This window comes from Bacillus sp. SIMBA_074, assembly GCF_046534555.1.
Lineage (GTDB): Bacteria > Bacillota > Bacilli > Bacillales > Bacillaceae_G > Bacillus_A > Bacillus_A mycoides.
The window spans coordinates 98,008-112,603 of the sequence record NZ_JAWRYM010000011.1 but is presented as its reverse complement, the minus strand read 5'-3'; the positions used below and the strand labels follow the sequence as shown (position 1 = coordinate 112,603).

Annotated in this window: 12 protein-coding genes, 1 pseudogene and 1 other annotated feature; of the genes and pseudogenes, 8 read left to right on the top strand and 5 right to left on the bottom strand. The window is 34.5% G+C overall.

What is annotated here, in order from left to right:
• Position 1 precedes the first annotated feature (1 nt).
• The 4 genes from SB773_RS14550 (at position 2) to SB773_RS14535 (ending at position 4,728) form a co-directional block, all read left to right on the top strand.
• Complete coding sequence (locus SB773_RS14550) at positions 2-1,363, top strand: extracellular solute-binding protein (RefSeq protein ID WP_131247961.1); 1,362 nt, start codon at positions 2-4, stop codon at positions 1,361-1,363.
• 75 nt (positions 1,364-1,438) lie between these two features.
• The gene (locus SB773_RS14545) at positions 1,439-2,866 is read left to right on the top strand and encodes a CehA/McbA family metallohydrolase (RefSeq protein WP_410590542.1); all 1,428 of its coding nucleotides are present in this window, start codon (positions 1,439-1,441) and stop codon (positions 2,864-2,866) included.
• A complete protein-coding gene (locus SB773_RS14540; RefSeq protein ID WP_131247956.1) occupies positions 2,859-3,566 on the top strand; it encodes an HAD family hydrolase in 708 nt (235 codons plus the stop codon). Before SB773_RS14545 ends, SB773_RS14540 begins: the two co-directional genes overlap by 8 nt.
• Before the next feature lie 61 nt (positions 3,567-3,627).
• A complete protein-coding gene (locus tag SB773_RS14535; RefSeq protein WP_410590540.1) occupies positions 3,628-4,728 on the top strand; it encodes an ABC transporter ATP-binding protein in 1,101 nt (366 codons plus the stop codon).
• A 477-nt stretch (positions 4,729-5,205) separates the two neighbouring features.
• Here the strand turns inward: SB773_RS14535 and SB773_RS14530 are convergent, their stop codons facing one another.
• Entirely contained in the window at positions 5,206-5,796 is a 591-nt protein-coding gene (locus tag SB773_RS14530) for a hypothetical protein (protein ID WP_410590538.1), read from the bottom strand.
• A gap of 649 nt (positions 5,797-6,445) precedes the next feature.
• Here SB773_RS14530 and desA point away from each other — a divergent pair.
• Positions 6,446-7,477 (top strand): Delta(5) desaturase DesA, encoded by a 1,032-nt coding sequence (gene desA / locus SB773_RS14525; RefSeq protein WP_131247950.1) that lies wholly within the window; start codon positions 6,446-6,448, stop codon positions 7,475-7,477.
• A gap of 476 nt (positions 7,478-7,953) precedes the next feature.
• On the opposite strand, the gene proC is transcribed toward desA, so the two are convergent.
• Positions 7,954-8,772, bottom strand: coding sequence for a pyrroline-5-carboxylate reductase (proC, locus tag SB773_RS14520; protein WP_410590535.1), 819 nt, complete (start codon positions 8,770-8,772; stop codon positions 7,954-7,956).
• A gap of 339 nt (positions 8,773-9,111) precedes the next feature.
• Positions 9,112-9,322 (top strand) — a binding site (T-box leader).
• A gap of 144 nt (positions 9,323-9,466) precedes the next feature.
• Between proC and proB the strand changes: the two genes are divergently transcribed.
• Together proB and SB773_RS14510 are read left to right on the top strand one after the other, a co-directional pair.
• Entirely contained in the window at positions 9,467-10,570 is a 1,104-nt protein-coding gene (gene proB, locus SB773_RS14515) for a glutamate 5-kinase (protein WP_410590533.1), read from the top strand.
• 105 nt (positions 10,571-10,675) lie between these two features.
• Complete coding sequence (locus SB773_RS14510; RefSeq protein WP_410590531.1) at positions 10,676-11,923, top strand: glutamate-5-semialdehyde dehydrogenase; 1,248 nt, start codon at positions 10,676-10,678, stop codon at positions 11,921-11,923.
• A gap of 77 nt (positions 11,924-12,000) precedes the next feature.
• Here SB773_RS14510 and SB773_RS14505 read toward each other — a convergent pair whose 3' ends face one another.
• On the bottom strand, positions 12,001-13,194 hold the full coding sequence (locus SB773_RS14505; protein WP_002084844.1) for a NupC/NupG family nucleoside CNT transporter: 1,194 nt from the start codon (positions 13,192-13,194) through the stop codon (positions 12,001-12,003).
• Positions 13,195-13,408: 214 nt separating this feature from the next.
• Positions 13,409-13,605 (bottom strand): annotated as a pseudogene (locus tag SB773_RS14500) (helix-turn-helix domain-containing protein); the annotation flags it as partial.
• On the opposite strand from SB773_RS14500, the gene SB773_RS14495 reads away from it, so the two are divergent.
• Positions 13,562-13,711 (top strand): hypothetical protein, encoded by a 150-nt coding sequence (locus tag SB773_RS14495; protein ID WP_165497923.1) that lies wholly within the window; start codon positions 13,562-13,564, stop codon positions 13,709-13,711. The pseudogene SB773_RS14500 and the gene SB773_RS14495 sit on opposite strands and share 44 nt — an antisense overlap.
• A gap of 389 nt (positions 13,712-14,100) precedes the next feature.
• On the opposite strand, the gene SB773_RS14490 is transcribed toward SB773_RS14495, so the two are convergent.
• Positions 14,101-14,592, bottom strand: coding sequence for a DinB family protein (locus tag SB773_RS14490; protein ID WP_410590528.1), 492 nt, complete (start codon positions 14,590-14,592; stop codon positions 14,101-14,103).
• Between the last annotated feature and the right edge of the window lie 4 nt (positions 14,593-14,596).

Below are 14,596 nucleotides of genomic sequence, written 5' to 3'. Positions count from 1 at the left end.
GATGAAAAAACTATTCATGCTTCTAACAGTTTTAACATTGTTTGTTAGTGCACTTGCGGGTTGTTCAGGTGGAAAAGGAAGTACGGTTAAAGCAAGTAAAGAAGGCGAGAAGGTTGTTGTTCCATTCATAAATGGAGTGGGTGGTTCTCTTGCAGATCGTGTAGACAAGATCGTGGAAGAATACAATAAAAGTCAGGACAAATATGTAGTGAAAACGACGAAAGCGGGTAACTACGATGAGTCTTATCAAAAGCTACAAAGTGGATTTGCAGCGAATAACCAAGAAGCAATCGCATTACTAGGTTCAGACGTCATTCAAGAATATGTTAAAAAACAGTTAATCGTACCTTTAGATGAATCTGTTAAAAATGATAATAATTTCAAAAAAGAAGATTACGGAAAAGGTTTTATGGAGCAAGCAACAATTGACGGAAAGTTATATGGAATTCCGTTTTACGGTACAACACAAATCTTTTATTACAATAAAAAAGCATTAGCGGAAAATGGCTTTACAAAAGAGGATTTAAAGACGTGGGAAGGTGTAGAAAAGGTAGCAAAAACAGTCGCAAAACGTGGTGAAAACGGAAATGTTTCATATGCTGGCTGGATGCCAATGTGGGGGACATCAAACTTAATTGATGTAGTCCGTAGTGCTGGTGGCAATGTATTAAGTGAAGATGGTAAAAAAGTATTAATTAACGATGATACTTGGGTTACGGTATGGGAGAAATTCCGCACATGGCTTCATGAAGATAAAATTATGAAAATACATTCAGGTGGTACTGGATGGGAATATTGGGATAAAACGGTAATTGATTTAGTAGAAGGCAGAACATTAGGGTTTACAGGATCATCTGGTGACCAAGGATTTGTTTTCAAATCATTAGGTAAAGGAATGACGGAAGAAGAACGTCTTAACACGTTTGACGCATTGCCACAACCAGCTTGGGATAATAATAAACCAGCACCAAAATTAGAAACATATTTATTCACATTAACGAGAAATATTGATCCAGAAGTAGCAAAAGGTGCATATGACTTTATGAAATTTGCGACAAGTACGGAGAAAACGGCTGAATGGTCAATGGCAACAGGCTATATTCCTGTTCGTAACAATGTAACAGAGTACGGTCCATATGCTGAATTTGTTAAAAAACAACCACAAGCATTAGTTCCGTTAGAACAAGCCAACAATAATGGAGTGGGACCATTTGTAGATCCAACGGGCGGAAAAATCAATGACGCTTTAAATGTAGCAAAAGATAAAGTAGAGATTGAAGGGGTTCCAGCAAAGAAAGCATTAGATGAAGCAGCTAAAGTTGCGCAAGAAGAATTAGATAAAGTTCTGAAAAAGAAGAAATAAACCTGTTTGTAGTATGAACGTGAGGTGCTTTTGAAGGAAGTGCCTCTAAAATTCACTTAAAAAGGTGTGAGAACTATGATCGAAATAACAAGTACGATAACACTTTCTCCATTCGTAAAAAATAAACACTGTTTCCAAATGGATGAAACTAATATTGCAAACTTTACATTAACAATTGATCAAGGGGATAGCCGGAAAATTCCGCTTTTACTAATCTTGAGAGATCCTAACGGTTGTGTGCGCATACAATATCAAACTCCAATTGTAAATGAAAAACTAGTCATTTCGAAAGATTCAAAGTTTTGTTCTGCTGGTTGTATTGGAGGAGACATGCAGTCAGGTAATTGGGAATTAGAAGTCGTATATATCCCTCATTGTGCAAAGAAAGTAGTGAAATTTACTGGGGAAAAAGTTGACTATACAGTAAATATAGAAGTGAATGATCAGTTGGAACGAAAGTATAATAGAGAGCATTTTTGTAAGGGCAATGTTTTTATCGATGAAGACCGTTTTAATAAGGTAGTAAATGAAGAGCATCGCTGGTACAAAGGGGATTTTCATGAACATACAGATTTAACAGATGGCGAGATAGATGATGAACTTGGAATGCAAGTATGTGAAAAACAAGAATTAGATTTTTTATATGCGACGGAACACAATATTGTTATGCCATCTTATGAAAAAGGAAACACATTAATTATACCATCTATGGAACTTACAACTCCTTACGGCCATTACAATATATTTGGTATAAGAGAATTCATTGATTTTACAGAGTATGTAGATGAATCATTTAGTGCTGAAAAAATGAATGCATTATTTTCACTCATGAAAGAAAAAGGTTATTTAGTGAGTGTGAATCATCCATTTATGAAGCCTTGGGCGAACCAAGTTAATATTAACCTAGAAAATGTTCATACGATGGAGATTATGTGTGATCCAACTTATAAAAAAAGTAAATCATCTACTTTAGAAGCTTTGCGTTGTTTCGATCAAATGTGGTCAAATGGTCTTAAAATCTGGGGAATAGGAGGAAGTGATTCTCATTTACATCCATCTAAAACATTCCCAGGATCAAAAGACCCATCCATTTACGGTGATCCAGGAACATATGTATTATGTAACGGTTTATCAATTAAAAACTTGAAATTTGCGATCAAAAACGGAAGAATTTATTTCTCTCGATTTAGAAAACTAACGATAGATATTCAAAACGAAGGTGAAACGATTGCTGTCGGAGATGAGGCTAAAGGAAATATTATTTATAACGTTCAAGCAGATAAACCGTGTGAGTGGAGATTACTTATAAATGGAAGAACGATTGAAAAAGAATACGGAAGCGATGTAACCTTTGCATTCTCTTTAAATGAAGGGGCGTACGCTAGAGTTGAGGGATGGGAAGAGGACGAATTAGTAGTATTTATTAATCCTATTCATAATAAAGTTCAGAATAAAAATATAAAAACATGGAATGAAGTTATAGGGGGAATAAAAGGTGAATAAAGCGATTATTTTTGATAAAGATGGAACATTAATACAGTTAGATTCAGTTTGGTACAAAATTGTGCATCGTGTGTTAGATGATATATTTCAAACGTATCCAAATGAAAAAAGTAAACGAGATGACTACTTAACGATTATTGGTATGAATGATAACGATTTTGAGAGTACGAGTTTACTAGCTTGTCGCACAAATTACTTTATTGCGGCTGCATGGTATTCGTTGTTAGAAAATCAACATGTGAATAAAGAGGATTTTATTCAAAATGTATGTCTTCTATTCAAAAAGTACTCTACTGCAGATGATCTTGTATTTACAGAAGTGGAAGGTGCAAAGGAAACGTTACGATATTTAAAAGACAATGAATATATTATTGGGGTTGTTACGGCAGACGATGTTGATGCAGCTATTCATTCTCTGAAAATGACTGAGTTATATGATTATGTAGATTTTTTAGGTGCAGATGATGGTGTGAATAGGACAAAACCTGAAAGTGACTTTTATCATATGTTTAAAGAAAAATTTTCACTAACTGAAGAAGATGTGCTTATGGTAGGTGATACATTAACAGACGTTACATTTGCGAGAAATAGTAACATTAAAGTAGTGGGCGTTTTATCGGGTGCGAGCAGGAAGGAAGATTTAGAAGGAAAAGCGGATTATATTTTAAACAGTATGAAGGATATTTCGAAGATTTTATAATTCATGTCATCATAATTTTTAACAATATCTATAAATATAGCTCGAATTCTAGGAGGATATTATGGCTCAACTATCATTCAAAAACATTTACAAAAAATATGATCATGATGTGACAATCGTAAAAGATTTTAACCTAGAAGTAAATGATGGAGAATTTATCGTTTTGGTTGGCCCTTCAGGGTGTGGGAAATCTACAACATTACGTATGATTGCAGGACTTGAGGAGATTTCAGAGGGCGATTTTTATATTGACGGAAAACGTGTAAATGATATTACACCGAAAGATAGAGACATTGCAATGGTATTTCAAAACTATGCACTTTATCCGCATATGAGTGTGTATGAAAACATGGCATTTGGATTAAAACTACGAAAGTATAGTAAAGAAGAAATTGACCAGCGTGTGCAACATGCAGCAAAAATTCTTGGACTTGAGCAGTATTTAAGCCGGAAGCCAAAAGCACTTTCAGGTGGGCAGCGCCAGCGTGTTGCCTTAGGCCGAGCGATTGTTCGAAATGCAAAAGTATTTTTAATGGACGAGCCTTTATCAAACTTAGATGCGAAATTACGCGTTCAAATGCGTGCTGAGATTACAAAATTACACAAGCAGCTGGAAACAACAACTGTGTATGTTACACACGATCAAATAGAAGCGATGACGATGGCAACGCGATTAGTTGTATTAAAAGACGGGATTGTACAACAAGTCGGTACACCGAAAGAAGTGTATGATAATCCAGAGAATGTATTTGTCGGAGGATTCATTGGTTCTCCTGGAATGAATTTTTTCAAAGGAGTATTAATAGATAATGCAGTTATGATTGATAAGTGGAAAATTGAAGTGTCAGAAGAGAAGAGGAAAGGCTTGCGAAATAAGGGATATACGAATAAAGAAATCATAATAGGAATACGTCCAGAAGACTTTTATTATGGAAAAGAAATCGAGGATTTACCATATAACACAAAAGTAACAGTACCGATTGATGTAGCAGAATTAATGGGAGCAGAAACATATCTATATTCTAATATTAATGGACAATCCTTTGTTGCACGTGTGGACACATCTTTAGATGTGCAAAGTCAATCTAATATAGATCTAGTTTTGAATATGGATAAAGTTCATTATTTCGACTCTAAAACTGAGAAGCGAATTGTTTTATAGATAATAATTAATATGATTATACCTTTAGAATTTCTTCAACTACTACAAATAAATGAATAGTAACACGGCCGATTATCCTTTAGATTACAGGAAATCGGTTTTTTTATATAAAAGATCGCTTAGCGTACGAAAATCGCTTTTTGTTGGCAGTGCCCTGTCACAATCAAGCTGAGAAAAACAAATAATCCAAAACGAGAAAATTCTTAAGTTGATGGATGTGTTATGCTACTCCTATGTTAAGGTTCAAGTCATTTGAAACAGCAACCTCTATATTGAGTGGCGTTAAAGCGATCTATATGATAAAAAAGATGTATCGCTTGTAAAAAAATTGCATCACCTTGAATGAGCTAATACGACAAGAATTCGTGTCGGGCCTAATTAGGGAATACAGTACAGATCAGTATATAGTATACAAGCATTCCCTTTCTATAAATACGGTATGTTTTTAATATAATTAAAAGAAAATCTTTGTGTTCTTTAATATGATGTGACATAATACCAGCTTTTTTCTATTTTTGTGATTTCTTTATATTCATTATTAAAGTCGTATTTGTTTGGTCTAGTATCATTTGGTGTGTAAATAAATCCTGAAAAATTATCTAATATACCACGATAAGTAAAAAAGAAAACAGAAATACCATTTTTATTTTGTTGAATAATTACATCCCCACCGTTTTTGGAAGTGGATGCAAACTGTTTAGGTAAATGAATTTGTTTACTATCATAATGAACATTAGGAGTTAACTCTTTATGTTCTATAAGTGCTATAACTTTTTCACGATCTTCTTTATAGATAATAAAATCTAAATTTATATAAATCTCATTAAATGGTATACATATCCAAGTAATTACTATGATTAGTTGAATAATTAACGATTTCCAATTTTTGTATTTAATGAGATGTATGATTGTGAAAATTAATATTAAGAAAAACAATCCATGAACTATTATTGAAAGAAATGGCATAACAAATGGGGTAAGGAATTCAACTAAATACCATTTAAAAAAATGATAAAGTATAAGAGCGATACCGTTTATTAATGTAATTTTGGTTAAATTCTTATTCAAATTTTGAATCTCCTTTCTATACTAAAAACTATGTGATTTTAGTATGAATATAAAATATGTTTTTTCATAAATTTCCCTTGTTTTCATTTTATTAACTTTGTGTGATTAATATTTTGAATATATCATAGATTTGAAATTAAATAAACGGACGTTAAATTTTTATATTTTATATAGAATAACAGTTAAATAAAAGTGAGGGAAGTTTTCAAAATAGACTAGTTTTTTATTTTAAAAGTAATTTGATTTGTTCATGAAATAGATCCAGTTCCGGTAAAATCAGTTGCAACAAGTGAACATTACGTATATCGATAGAATAAGGTGAAACTAAGAGGAGCATATCAAAGTCGGTGACACCGACTTATGGGACAGTTCACTTCTGATTGTGGAAACGGGGCAGTACAGAAGTGAAAAAAATTCTGTGTTTCTTTTTAATTAATATATTTATTGGGAAAAACTTCGGAATTTCCGGCACAAATGCTCTTTCTTTCCTATAATAGAAGCTATTCTGGACGTAAGCAATTTGTAAGGAATGAGTAAGAAAAAAGAGATTTTCATAGTATAAAATATTTATTATACCTGCGTATAACACCTACTACTAATAATGTGTTATAATACGAATTAGCAACATAAAGGAAAGGAATTAGAAAAAATGACCTTACAAAATACTAAAAATTTAAAAAAACAAGTTGCTCCTTTTGAAAAATCAACGGCAAAAAAAAGTGTTTGGCAAATCATCAATACGGTAGTGCCATTTATTATCTTATGGTACCTTGCTTATAAAAGTTTGTCCGTTTCTTATTGGTTAGCATTAGTTCCAGCTGTGTTAGCCGCTGGATTTATGACACGGGTTTTCATTATTTTTCATGATTGTACCCATCATTCTTTCTTTAAAAGTCGTCGTGTAAATAGAATAGTAGGGACATGTATGGGTGTTTTAACTTTATTCCCGTTTGATCAATGGGGGCATGAGCATTCCGTTCATCACGCTACAAGTGGTAATTTGGATAAGCGAGGTACAGGAGATATTTGGACCCTTACAGTGAATGAATATTTGGCAGCGCCATTTAGACTCCGTTTAGCATATCGTTTATATCGCAATCCATTGGTTATGTTTGGGTTAGGTCCGATTTATGTTTTCCTACTTAAAAATAGATTTAACAGAAAAGGTGCTAGAAAGAAGGAACGCATGAATACCTATTTGACGAATGTTTTAATTGTTGCTTTAGTAGGATTACTTTGCTGGGCAATCGGATGGCAATCGTTTCTTTTAGTACATGGTTTCATATTCTTAATAGCAGGTTCAATAGGTATTTGGCTGTTTTACGTACAGCACACATTCGAGGATTCTTATTTTGAAGAAGATAAAGAGTGGGAATATGTGAAAGCAGCAGTGGAAGGAAGTTCTTTTTATAAACTTCCCAAAATCCTGCAATTTCTAACTGGTAATATTGGGTATCATCATGTTCACCATTTAAGTCCAAGAGTACCTAATTATAAATTAGAAGAGGCACACAATAATACGCTTCCTTTAAAGAATGTACCAACGATTACTCTTGCTACAAGTTTGCGATCACTCCGTTTCCGTCTTTGGGATGAGCAAAACAACAATTTTGTTAGCTTTAAAGAAGTTAAAAATTTAGTGAAAAATAATGTTTCTATTCCAGTGAAATCAGAACTATAACTTCATCAAATATGACTGACTCCCCTTAATCATTTTCGATTTAAGGGGAGTTTTTGTTTAACTAGTAGATGCACGGTATGGAGAAAACTTAAATGATTTAAATTGTAATGGAGGTGGATTAGGAAATAGTAGGTATTAATATAAGGAGACGATAAATTATTATGTTAACAATTTGAGGCGATTGATACCACAACCTTTTTTAATGGATATTATGCTTAGTCCCTGAGAATATTTCAATAGACATGAAAATGATGTTACCTTAATAATAAAAGGGCATTACGCTATGAAATAAATGATAATAAGAACAGGGGAATTATTTTAGGATAACAAAATACGAAACGGACAAACTCAATTATTCATGAATTTGTCCGTTTATCTTTTAGTGGAAACAGGGGAGTATGTAAATCACATGTGCATAAAGTGTAAAGCTGTTTAAAGATTTGTGTATTCAGCTAATCTGGTCTTTTTTGCAGTTGTTACTTTTTAGTTTGACCGGATAGTTCAACAGACTTTTGCGTACAACGCTGCATAGCTGAAATGATGGCTGTTCGTAAGCCTTTTTCCTCTAATGTTGCTACAGCTTCTATTGTTGTTCCGCCTGGAGAACAAACCATATCTTTCAATGCACCTGGATGTATTCCTGTTTCTAGTACCATTTTTGCAGAGCCTAATACAGCTTGAGCTGCGAATTTATATGCTTGATTTCTTGGCATACCATCTAGTACGGCAGCATCTGCCATCGCTTCTATAATCATATATACGTATGCTGGCGAAGAACCACTTACAGATGTTACAACATCCATTAATTTTTCACTTACTATTTCTGTTTGACCAAAACTATTGAAAATGTTTAGTACATCTTCTAAATCCCTTTCTGTCACCATTTCATTAGGACATAACGCAGACATTCCTTCTCCAACAAGAGCAGGTGTATTAGGCATTACTCTTACAACCCTTAACTTTTTATGAAAAGCATCCTCAGTACTTTTAATGCTTTTTCCTGCAGCGATCGTTACGACGATAACATCGTTTTTTATCACTTCTTTTATTTCGTTAATTATTGATGCGTATAGGTCTGGTTTAATTGATAAAATTAAAATATCAGCATTTTTAGCTACTTCATTGTTGTCAGTAGTTGTAGTAAGTCCATATTTTTCACTAGCATTTTTTAAATTCGTAGTGTTTAAATCTGAACAAATGATTTTATTTGAAGACACTATATTTTTGTTTATCATCCCGCCAATCATAGCCATTCCCATATTTCCGCATCCGATGAATCCAATTTGTTTGTCCATAATAACTCAATCTGGCTCCTTTTATCATAAATTATATCGGTCTGATATTATTATTTTAAAATAATAATGATATCTCCATGCAATATAAAGAAACATTCTAAGAGAATATATTCCTTTTTGCAACACCAAAAGTTGAAAATCAATTATATTCGACATTATGTAAATATATACACTTTAATTTTAGGTTTTATGTTGATGAATATGAGTTAAACTTATATCGATTTGTATTTTCATTCAGTAGGGTAATAATTTCATACAAGTAACTTGCCGCTCTATTTATTTTTAAAAATACTTCTTGACACCAAATCACATTATATCGCATAATATAAAAAATTAAATTGAAAATCGTTGAAGGGAACTAGTACATATGTCTTCTTACGAAAGAGAGTGGAATTCACCGGCTGAAAGATTCCTCGTATAGAATGTATCGAACCTATCCCCGAGTCTTAAATGAAAGTTTAGGCGTACGCCTGCGTTATAGGCGCCAAGTGGATATCTATGTATATCAATTAAGGTGGTACCGCGGAACAATGACCGTTTCGTCCTTTTTATTTTATTAAGGGCGAAGCGGTCATTTTTATTTTGCCCTTTAGTACTATAGGTGCAGCATTGATGAGGATAGACATAGCTGCAAACTGTATAAATAAAAGTGTAATTTATTAAAACTTTGATTTTAGACTTGGGGGATAAAAAAGTGAAAAAACAACGAATTATTGTAAAGATTGGGAGTAGTTCCTTGGCAGCGAGTCATGGAGGCATCTGTAAAGAACAACTTTCAGATCACGTTGCCGCATTGGCACGAATGAAAGAGGAAGGGCATGAAGTTTTACTAATTACATCTGGGGCCGTCGCTGCAGGTTTTTCTGCTCTAGGGTATCCTAGCAGACCTGTGACAATTAAAGGGAAACAGGCTGCTGCCGCTGTCGGGCAAAGTTTATTAATGCAGGCATACACGGAGGAATTCCGTAAATATGGTATCGTTACTGCACAACTTTTACTAACGAGAAGTGATTTTTCTAGAAAAGAACAATACAGTAACGCTTACGCTACTTTAGGAGAGCTACTAAACCGTTCTGCTCTTCCTATAATCAATGAAAATGATTCCATTTCTTTAGAAGAGCTAACGTTCGGTGATAATGATATGCTGTCAGCTTTAGTAAGCGGACTTGTGTCGGCAGATATGCTTATGATTTTTACCGATGTGAATGGCTTATATGACAAAAATCCTCAAAAAAATACGGATGCGAAAAAATATTATTTTCTTCCTGAAGTTACGGAAGAAATCGCTTCTCTTGCTGGAGATGCTGGCTCAAAACTTGGGACTGGCGGTATGAAATCAAAAATCGATGCCGCAAAGACGGCACTATCTCTTGGGGTGAGTGTATTTATCGGAACAGGACGTGGACAGGAGAAGTTTTTAGATGTTTTGAAGGGCAAAGGTGATGGAACGTATATCGGGAATGCTCCTCAAAAAGTGATTAAGATGAACAAGCAATGGATCGCCTTGCATTCGCTTGTTAGCGGACAAATTGAAGTAGATGCCGGGGCAGTTACTGCCATCATTCAGCATGGAAAGAGCCTACTTCCTGCTGGCGTTACAAATGTGACAGGATTTTTCCAAGCGGGCGAAGTCGTAGAAGTAATCACGCAACAAGGACACGTAATAGGAAAAGGACAATGCACATATAGTGCAGAGGAACTAAAGGGTCTAAAAGGTATGCAGAGCCATGATATTCAAGCAAGAGGCGAAAGGCATAATTATGAAGTCATCCATAGAGATCATTGGGTTTCATTTTAAGAAAAGAGAGCACGCAAATTTTAATGGGCAGGAAAGATTTAGATACTCGTGTTAAATGGTCCTCAAATAATAAACTGATTAACCTTTAAAAAGGAGGAAATGAAAATGAATGAAGTGTTGGTAAAGGGACAAAAAGCGAAAAAAATCGCTAGAGAACTTGTGCTTAAATCTACAAATCAAAAAAACGAAGCACTTGCTGCGATTGCTGATCAGCTGATAGTAGAAAAAGCTTATATTTTAGAGGAAAACAAACAGGATATCGAAGAAGGGAAGGCAAAAGGGTTTTCTGATTCTCTTCTTGATCGTCTTATGCTGAATGAACAGCGTATCATTGATATGACTGAGGGAATTAAGCAGCTAATTGATTTACGTGATCCTGTTGGAGAGCGTGTTAGTGCATGGGAACGACCAAATGGATTATCTATTCAGGAGATGCGCGTACCACTTGGTGTTGTCGGAATGATTTACGAGGCAAGGCCGAATGTGACAGTGGATGCTGCTACAATTTGCTTAAAAACAGGAAATGCAGTAATACTACGTGGTAGTTCTTCTGCTATTCATTCTAACAAAGCCATCGTTAGCGTTATTCACAGGGCGCTCAAACAAACAAGTTTGCCTCCAGAAAGCGTACAGCTCATAGAAGATACAACGCGCGATAGTGCAAAGCAGTTGTTTACATTGAATGAGTACTTGGATGTTCTTATCCCAAGAGGCGGCAAGCAGTTAATAGATACTGTAGTGAGAGAAGCATCTGTTCCAGTACTTGAAACAGGTGCGGGGAATTGTCATATTTTCATTGATGAAACAGCGGATAAACAAATGGCATTTAATATTATTATAAACGCAAAAACGCAGCGTCCATCTGTATGTAATGCAATTGAAACGATTATACTTCATGAGAATTGGGCGCAGCAATTTGGTAGCGAGCTGTTTTCTTCCTTGAAGGAAAGAGGCGTGGAGCTACGTGGTGATAATAAAGCATTGGCAATTGATTCTTCTATTGCATTAGCTTCAGAAGAAGACTGGGAAACAGAGTTTTTATCTCTCACACTGGCAGTTAAAGTGGTTTCCACTACGGAAGAAGCGATTCATCATATAAATACGTATGGATCCATGCATTCCGAAGCGATTATTACAGAGAACGAGGAAAACGTCAGCAAATTTTTCACATCTGTTGATGCCGCGGCACTTTATCATAATGCATCGACTCGTTTTACGGATGGATCTGAATTCGGATTCGGCGCAGAAATTGGCATCAGTACACAAAAGCTACACGTAAGGGGACCTATGGGGCTACCTGCATTGACTTCCACAAAATATGTGATTCGTGGAAATGGACAGATTCGGAGATAAGAATTATAAAAGAACAAGTAATAAGATGAAGACACCCAATTCAGTTTAAGTGTCTTCATCTTATTACAATTATTCATTTACCATACAAAAAGCCCCACAAGCATAGCACTTAATAAGGAAACAGCCATTCCGCTAACAAGAAGCTTCCAAACATTTTTACCGATTATTGATGATTTTTCCCCGCCAAATAATGAATTGTAAGTTCCATAAATCATACCTACTGTACTAAAGTTAGCAAAAGAAGCTAGAAATGTAGTTGCAACCGCAATCGTATGCGGCTGTAAAGACTTTAGGTTTGATTTTAAATCCATCATTGCAACAAATTCATTCGTTGTTATTTTTATCCCCATTAATTCAGCTACATACATAGCATCTTTTCCTGATAAACCGAGTAAAAAAGCAAAGGGGCTAAAGATAATAGAGAAGATTTTTTGAATTGTTAAGCCTGTTACAAAAAAGCTCAAAATACCATTTAAACATGCTGTTAATGCTACATACCCAATTACCATCGCTAAAATAACAATAACCATATTCATCCCAACTAACATACTGTTTGAAATAGTAGAAAAGAAATCTTTTTTTTCATTTTTTGAAGGTGAATAAATAACATCCTCTTCTTTAGTAACTTCTACAGGATTTAAAACATTAGCCAAGATTAATGCGTTAATACAGTTTAAAGGAATAGCGCTGAAAATATATGTTGCTGGAACCATTGATAGATAAGCACCAAGAATGGATCCGCTGACGCTACTCATACTCATAATTCCAAAAGTCAACAAACGATTTTCTTTTAACACAGATAATTGATCACGAACAACTGCAAGTGCTTCCGTATTTCCTAAAAACATCATTTGAATGGAAAAGAAGCTTTCTAACTTTGGTAAACGAGAAATCTTTGAAATGATTGCACCAACTTTATCAATAATCCAAGTTAAGATTCCAAAATACGAAAGAATATCAAAGAAAGTGATAACAAAAATGATAGGAAGTAAGGCGCTAAAGAAGAAATCAACTGTTTGATTTTCCATAGCTGAAGGAAATACAAATCGAATTCCTTCATTCGCACATGATAGTAGCCAACTGAAAAATGACGCAATTTTATTAATGATAATACTGCCCAATTTCGTGCCTAACATAAACCACGTAATAAAAAGCTCCAATATTATTAGAATAACAATTGGTCTCCATTTTATTTTTCTTTTATTAGGCGAACATAGGAAAACGATTAATATTACAACGAAAATCCCTAACATATTTAATATGAAATGCATGTCAACAACTCCTTGAGGCTTATTATTTGTATATAAAAAAGCCTCTATTCTTCCAAATTTGGATTATGATCAGAAGTTATGAAGAATTTAAATTATGTTTGGGATTAGTCTATTTCAATTTATGTACTAAAAATTAATGTTTTTTCGCTTTATAAAGGATATGTATAAATAAGGTAAAGCAACAAAATAAATCTATTGGTAGAACGAAGGACAATTAATAGCTGCATCCATTTTTAAATTGTTTAGGTGAAATACCAGTATATTTTTTAAAGATCTTTGTAAAATGACTTTGGCACGCTGAATATATTGATTTAGAGAAATTCTAACTTCCTTTTTGAAAAGGGAAGATAGATAACTAAGGTTTAATGTGACTATTTCTGCTAGATGGGATAGTGATGCTTCTGAAATGATGGATGATATGCCATTACGAGCATTAGTGAACTTTAGCGCAGGTGCTTTTACAGAAGAAATGTTGAGTGAAATAATTGGGCTATTGAACGATGCACAAATGAATTAATAAGCGGTGAATGCAAGGAAGTAAGGCGGGAGATAATGGCCCGTAAATGCCTAATTAAAGTTTTACTTTATCCATTGAACATTCTTTGTTGAATTTTAATTAAGCTTAATAAATCATTGCAGGACGTTTCTCCAGCATGCAAAAAGGCAAATGAGAGTTAGAATCTCATTTGCTTTTTTTGTACTTATTCTGCTAAATGTAGAATCATATGCTTGTCTATCATCTTTAATCATTGCTTATCCCACTATTTGTGGGCAGTAAAACTCCCACCTCAAAATTCAGGTGGAGCAAAGAAGTTAGGTGGGAGATCAACTCTCCGTAAACGCCCGATTGGTGAGGGCTAATAATCAGTGGGTATGGAAAAAACCCCCACTGATTAAAGTTTCACTTTATAAATATGAACGATGAGATGGCCATGAACCTTGGAGTTTACGAAGTTGTATAATTTGACCTGTATGATATGCATCGTGCAATAGGATATTCATATATTGTTGCCAAACTGGTAGAGACGGACTTGGTTGATCCAGTTCTGCTTCTTGAAGGGATGTTAATGAAGATTGTAAGGCATCATGTACTTGGAGCGTTCGCTTCACTGTTTGTTGCCAAGCATCATCATCATTAGGTCCATCTTGGACAAACGTGTCATCATTATTTTGTGGAGCAACAAATGTGTCATCTTGATGTAAGCGGGACAGTAAGCGTTCTTTAAAGGTTAGTAAATGGTTTGCATTTTCCCAAATCGTATTACTGGCCTTTCCTTCTGGGTGCCAACATGCTTGTGCAGCAGTAAGATTCTTTAACGCTTCTGATATCGGTGGATACCATTCTTCTTCGTAAAAAACTTGCTTGACCCCATTTTGTAATATTTCTTTTTTACCCATTCGT

What these genes read in the sequence shown, in the direction of transcription:
- SB773_RS14490 (WP_410590528.1), bottom strand. Translation starts at nt 14,592, where the DNA reads ATGGGTAAAAAAGAAATATTACAAAATGGGGTCAAGCAAGTTTTTTAC.
- SB773_RS14505 (WP_002084844.1), bottom strand. Translation starts at nt 13,194, where the DNA reads ATGCATTTCATATTAAATATGTTAGGGATTTTCGTTGTAATATTAATC.
- proC (WP_410590535.1), bottom strand. Translation starts at nt 8,772, where the DNA reads ATGGACAAACAAATTGGATTCATCGGATGCGGAAATATGGGAATGGCT.
- SB773_RS14535 (WP_410590540.1), top strand. Translation starts at nt 3,628, where the DNA reads ATGGCTCAACTATCATTCAAAAACATTTACAAAAAATATGATCATGAT.
- SB773_RS14510 (WP_410590531.1), top strand. Translation starts at nt 10,676, where the DNA reads ATGAATGAAGTGTTGGTAAAGGGACAAAAAGCGAAAAAAATCGCTAGA.
- desA (WP_131247950.1), top strand. Translation starts at nt 6,446, where the DNA reads ATGACCTTACAAAATACTAAAAATTTAAAAAAACAAGTTGCTCCTTTT.
- SB773_RS14550 (WP_131247961.1), top strand. Translation starts at nt 2, where the DNA reads ATGAAAAAACTATTCATGCTTCTAACAGTTTTAACATTGTTTGTTAGT.
- SB773_RS14545 (WP_410590542.1), top strand. Translation starts at nt 1,439, where the DNA reads ATGATCGAAATAACAAGTACGATAACACTTTCTCCATTCGTAAAAAAT.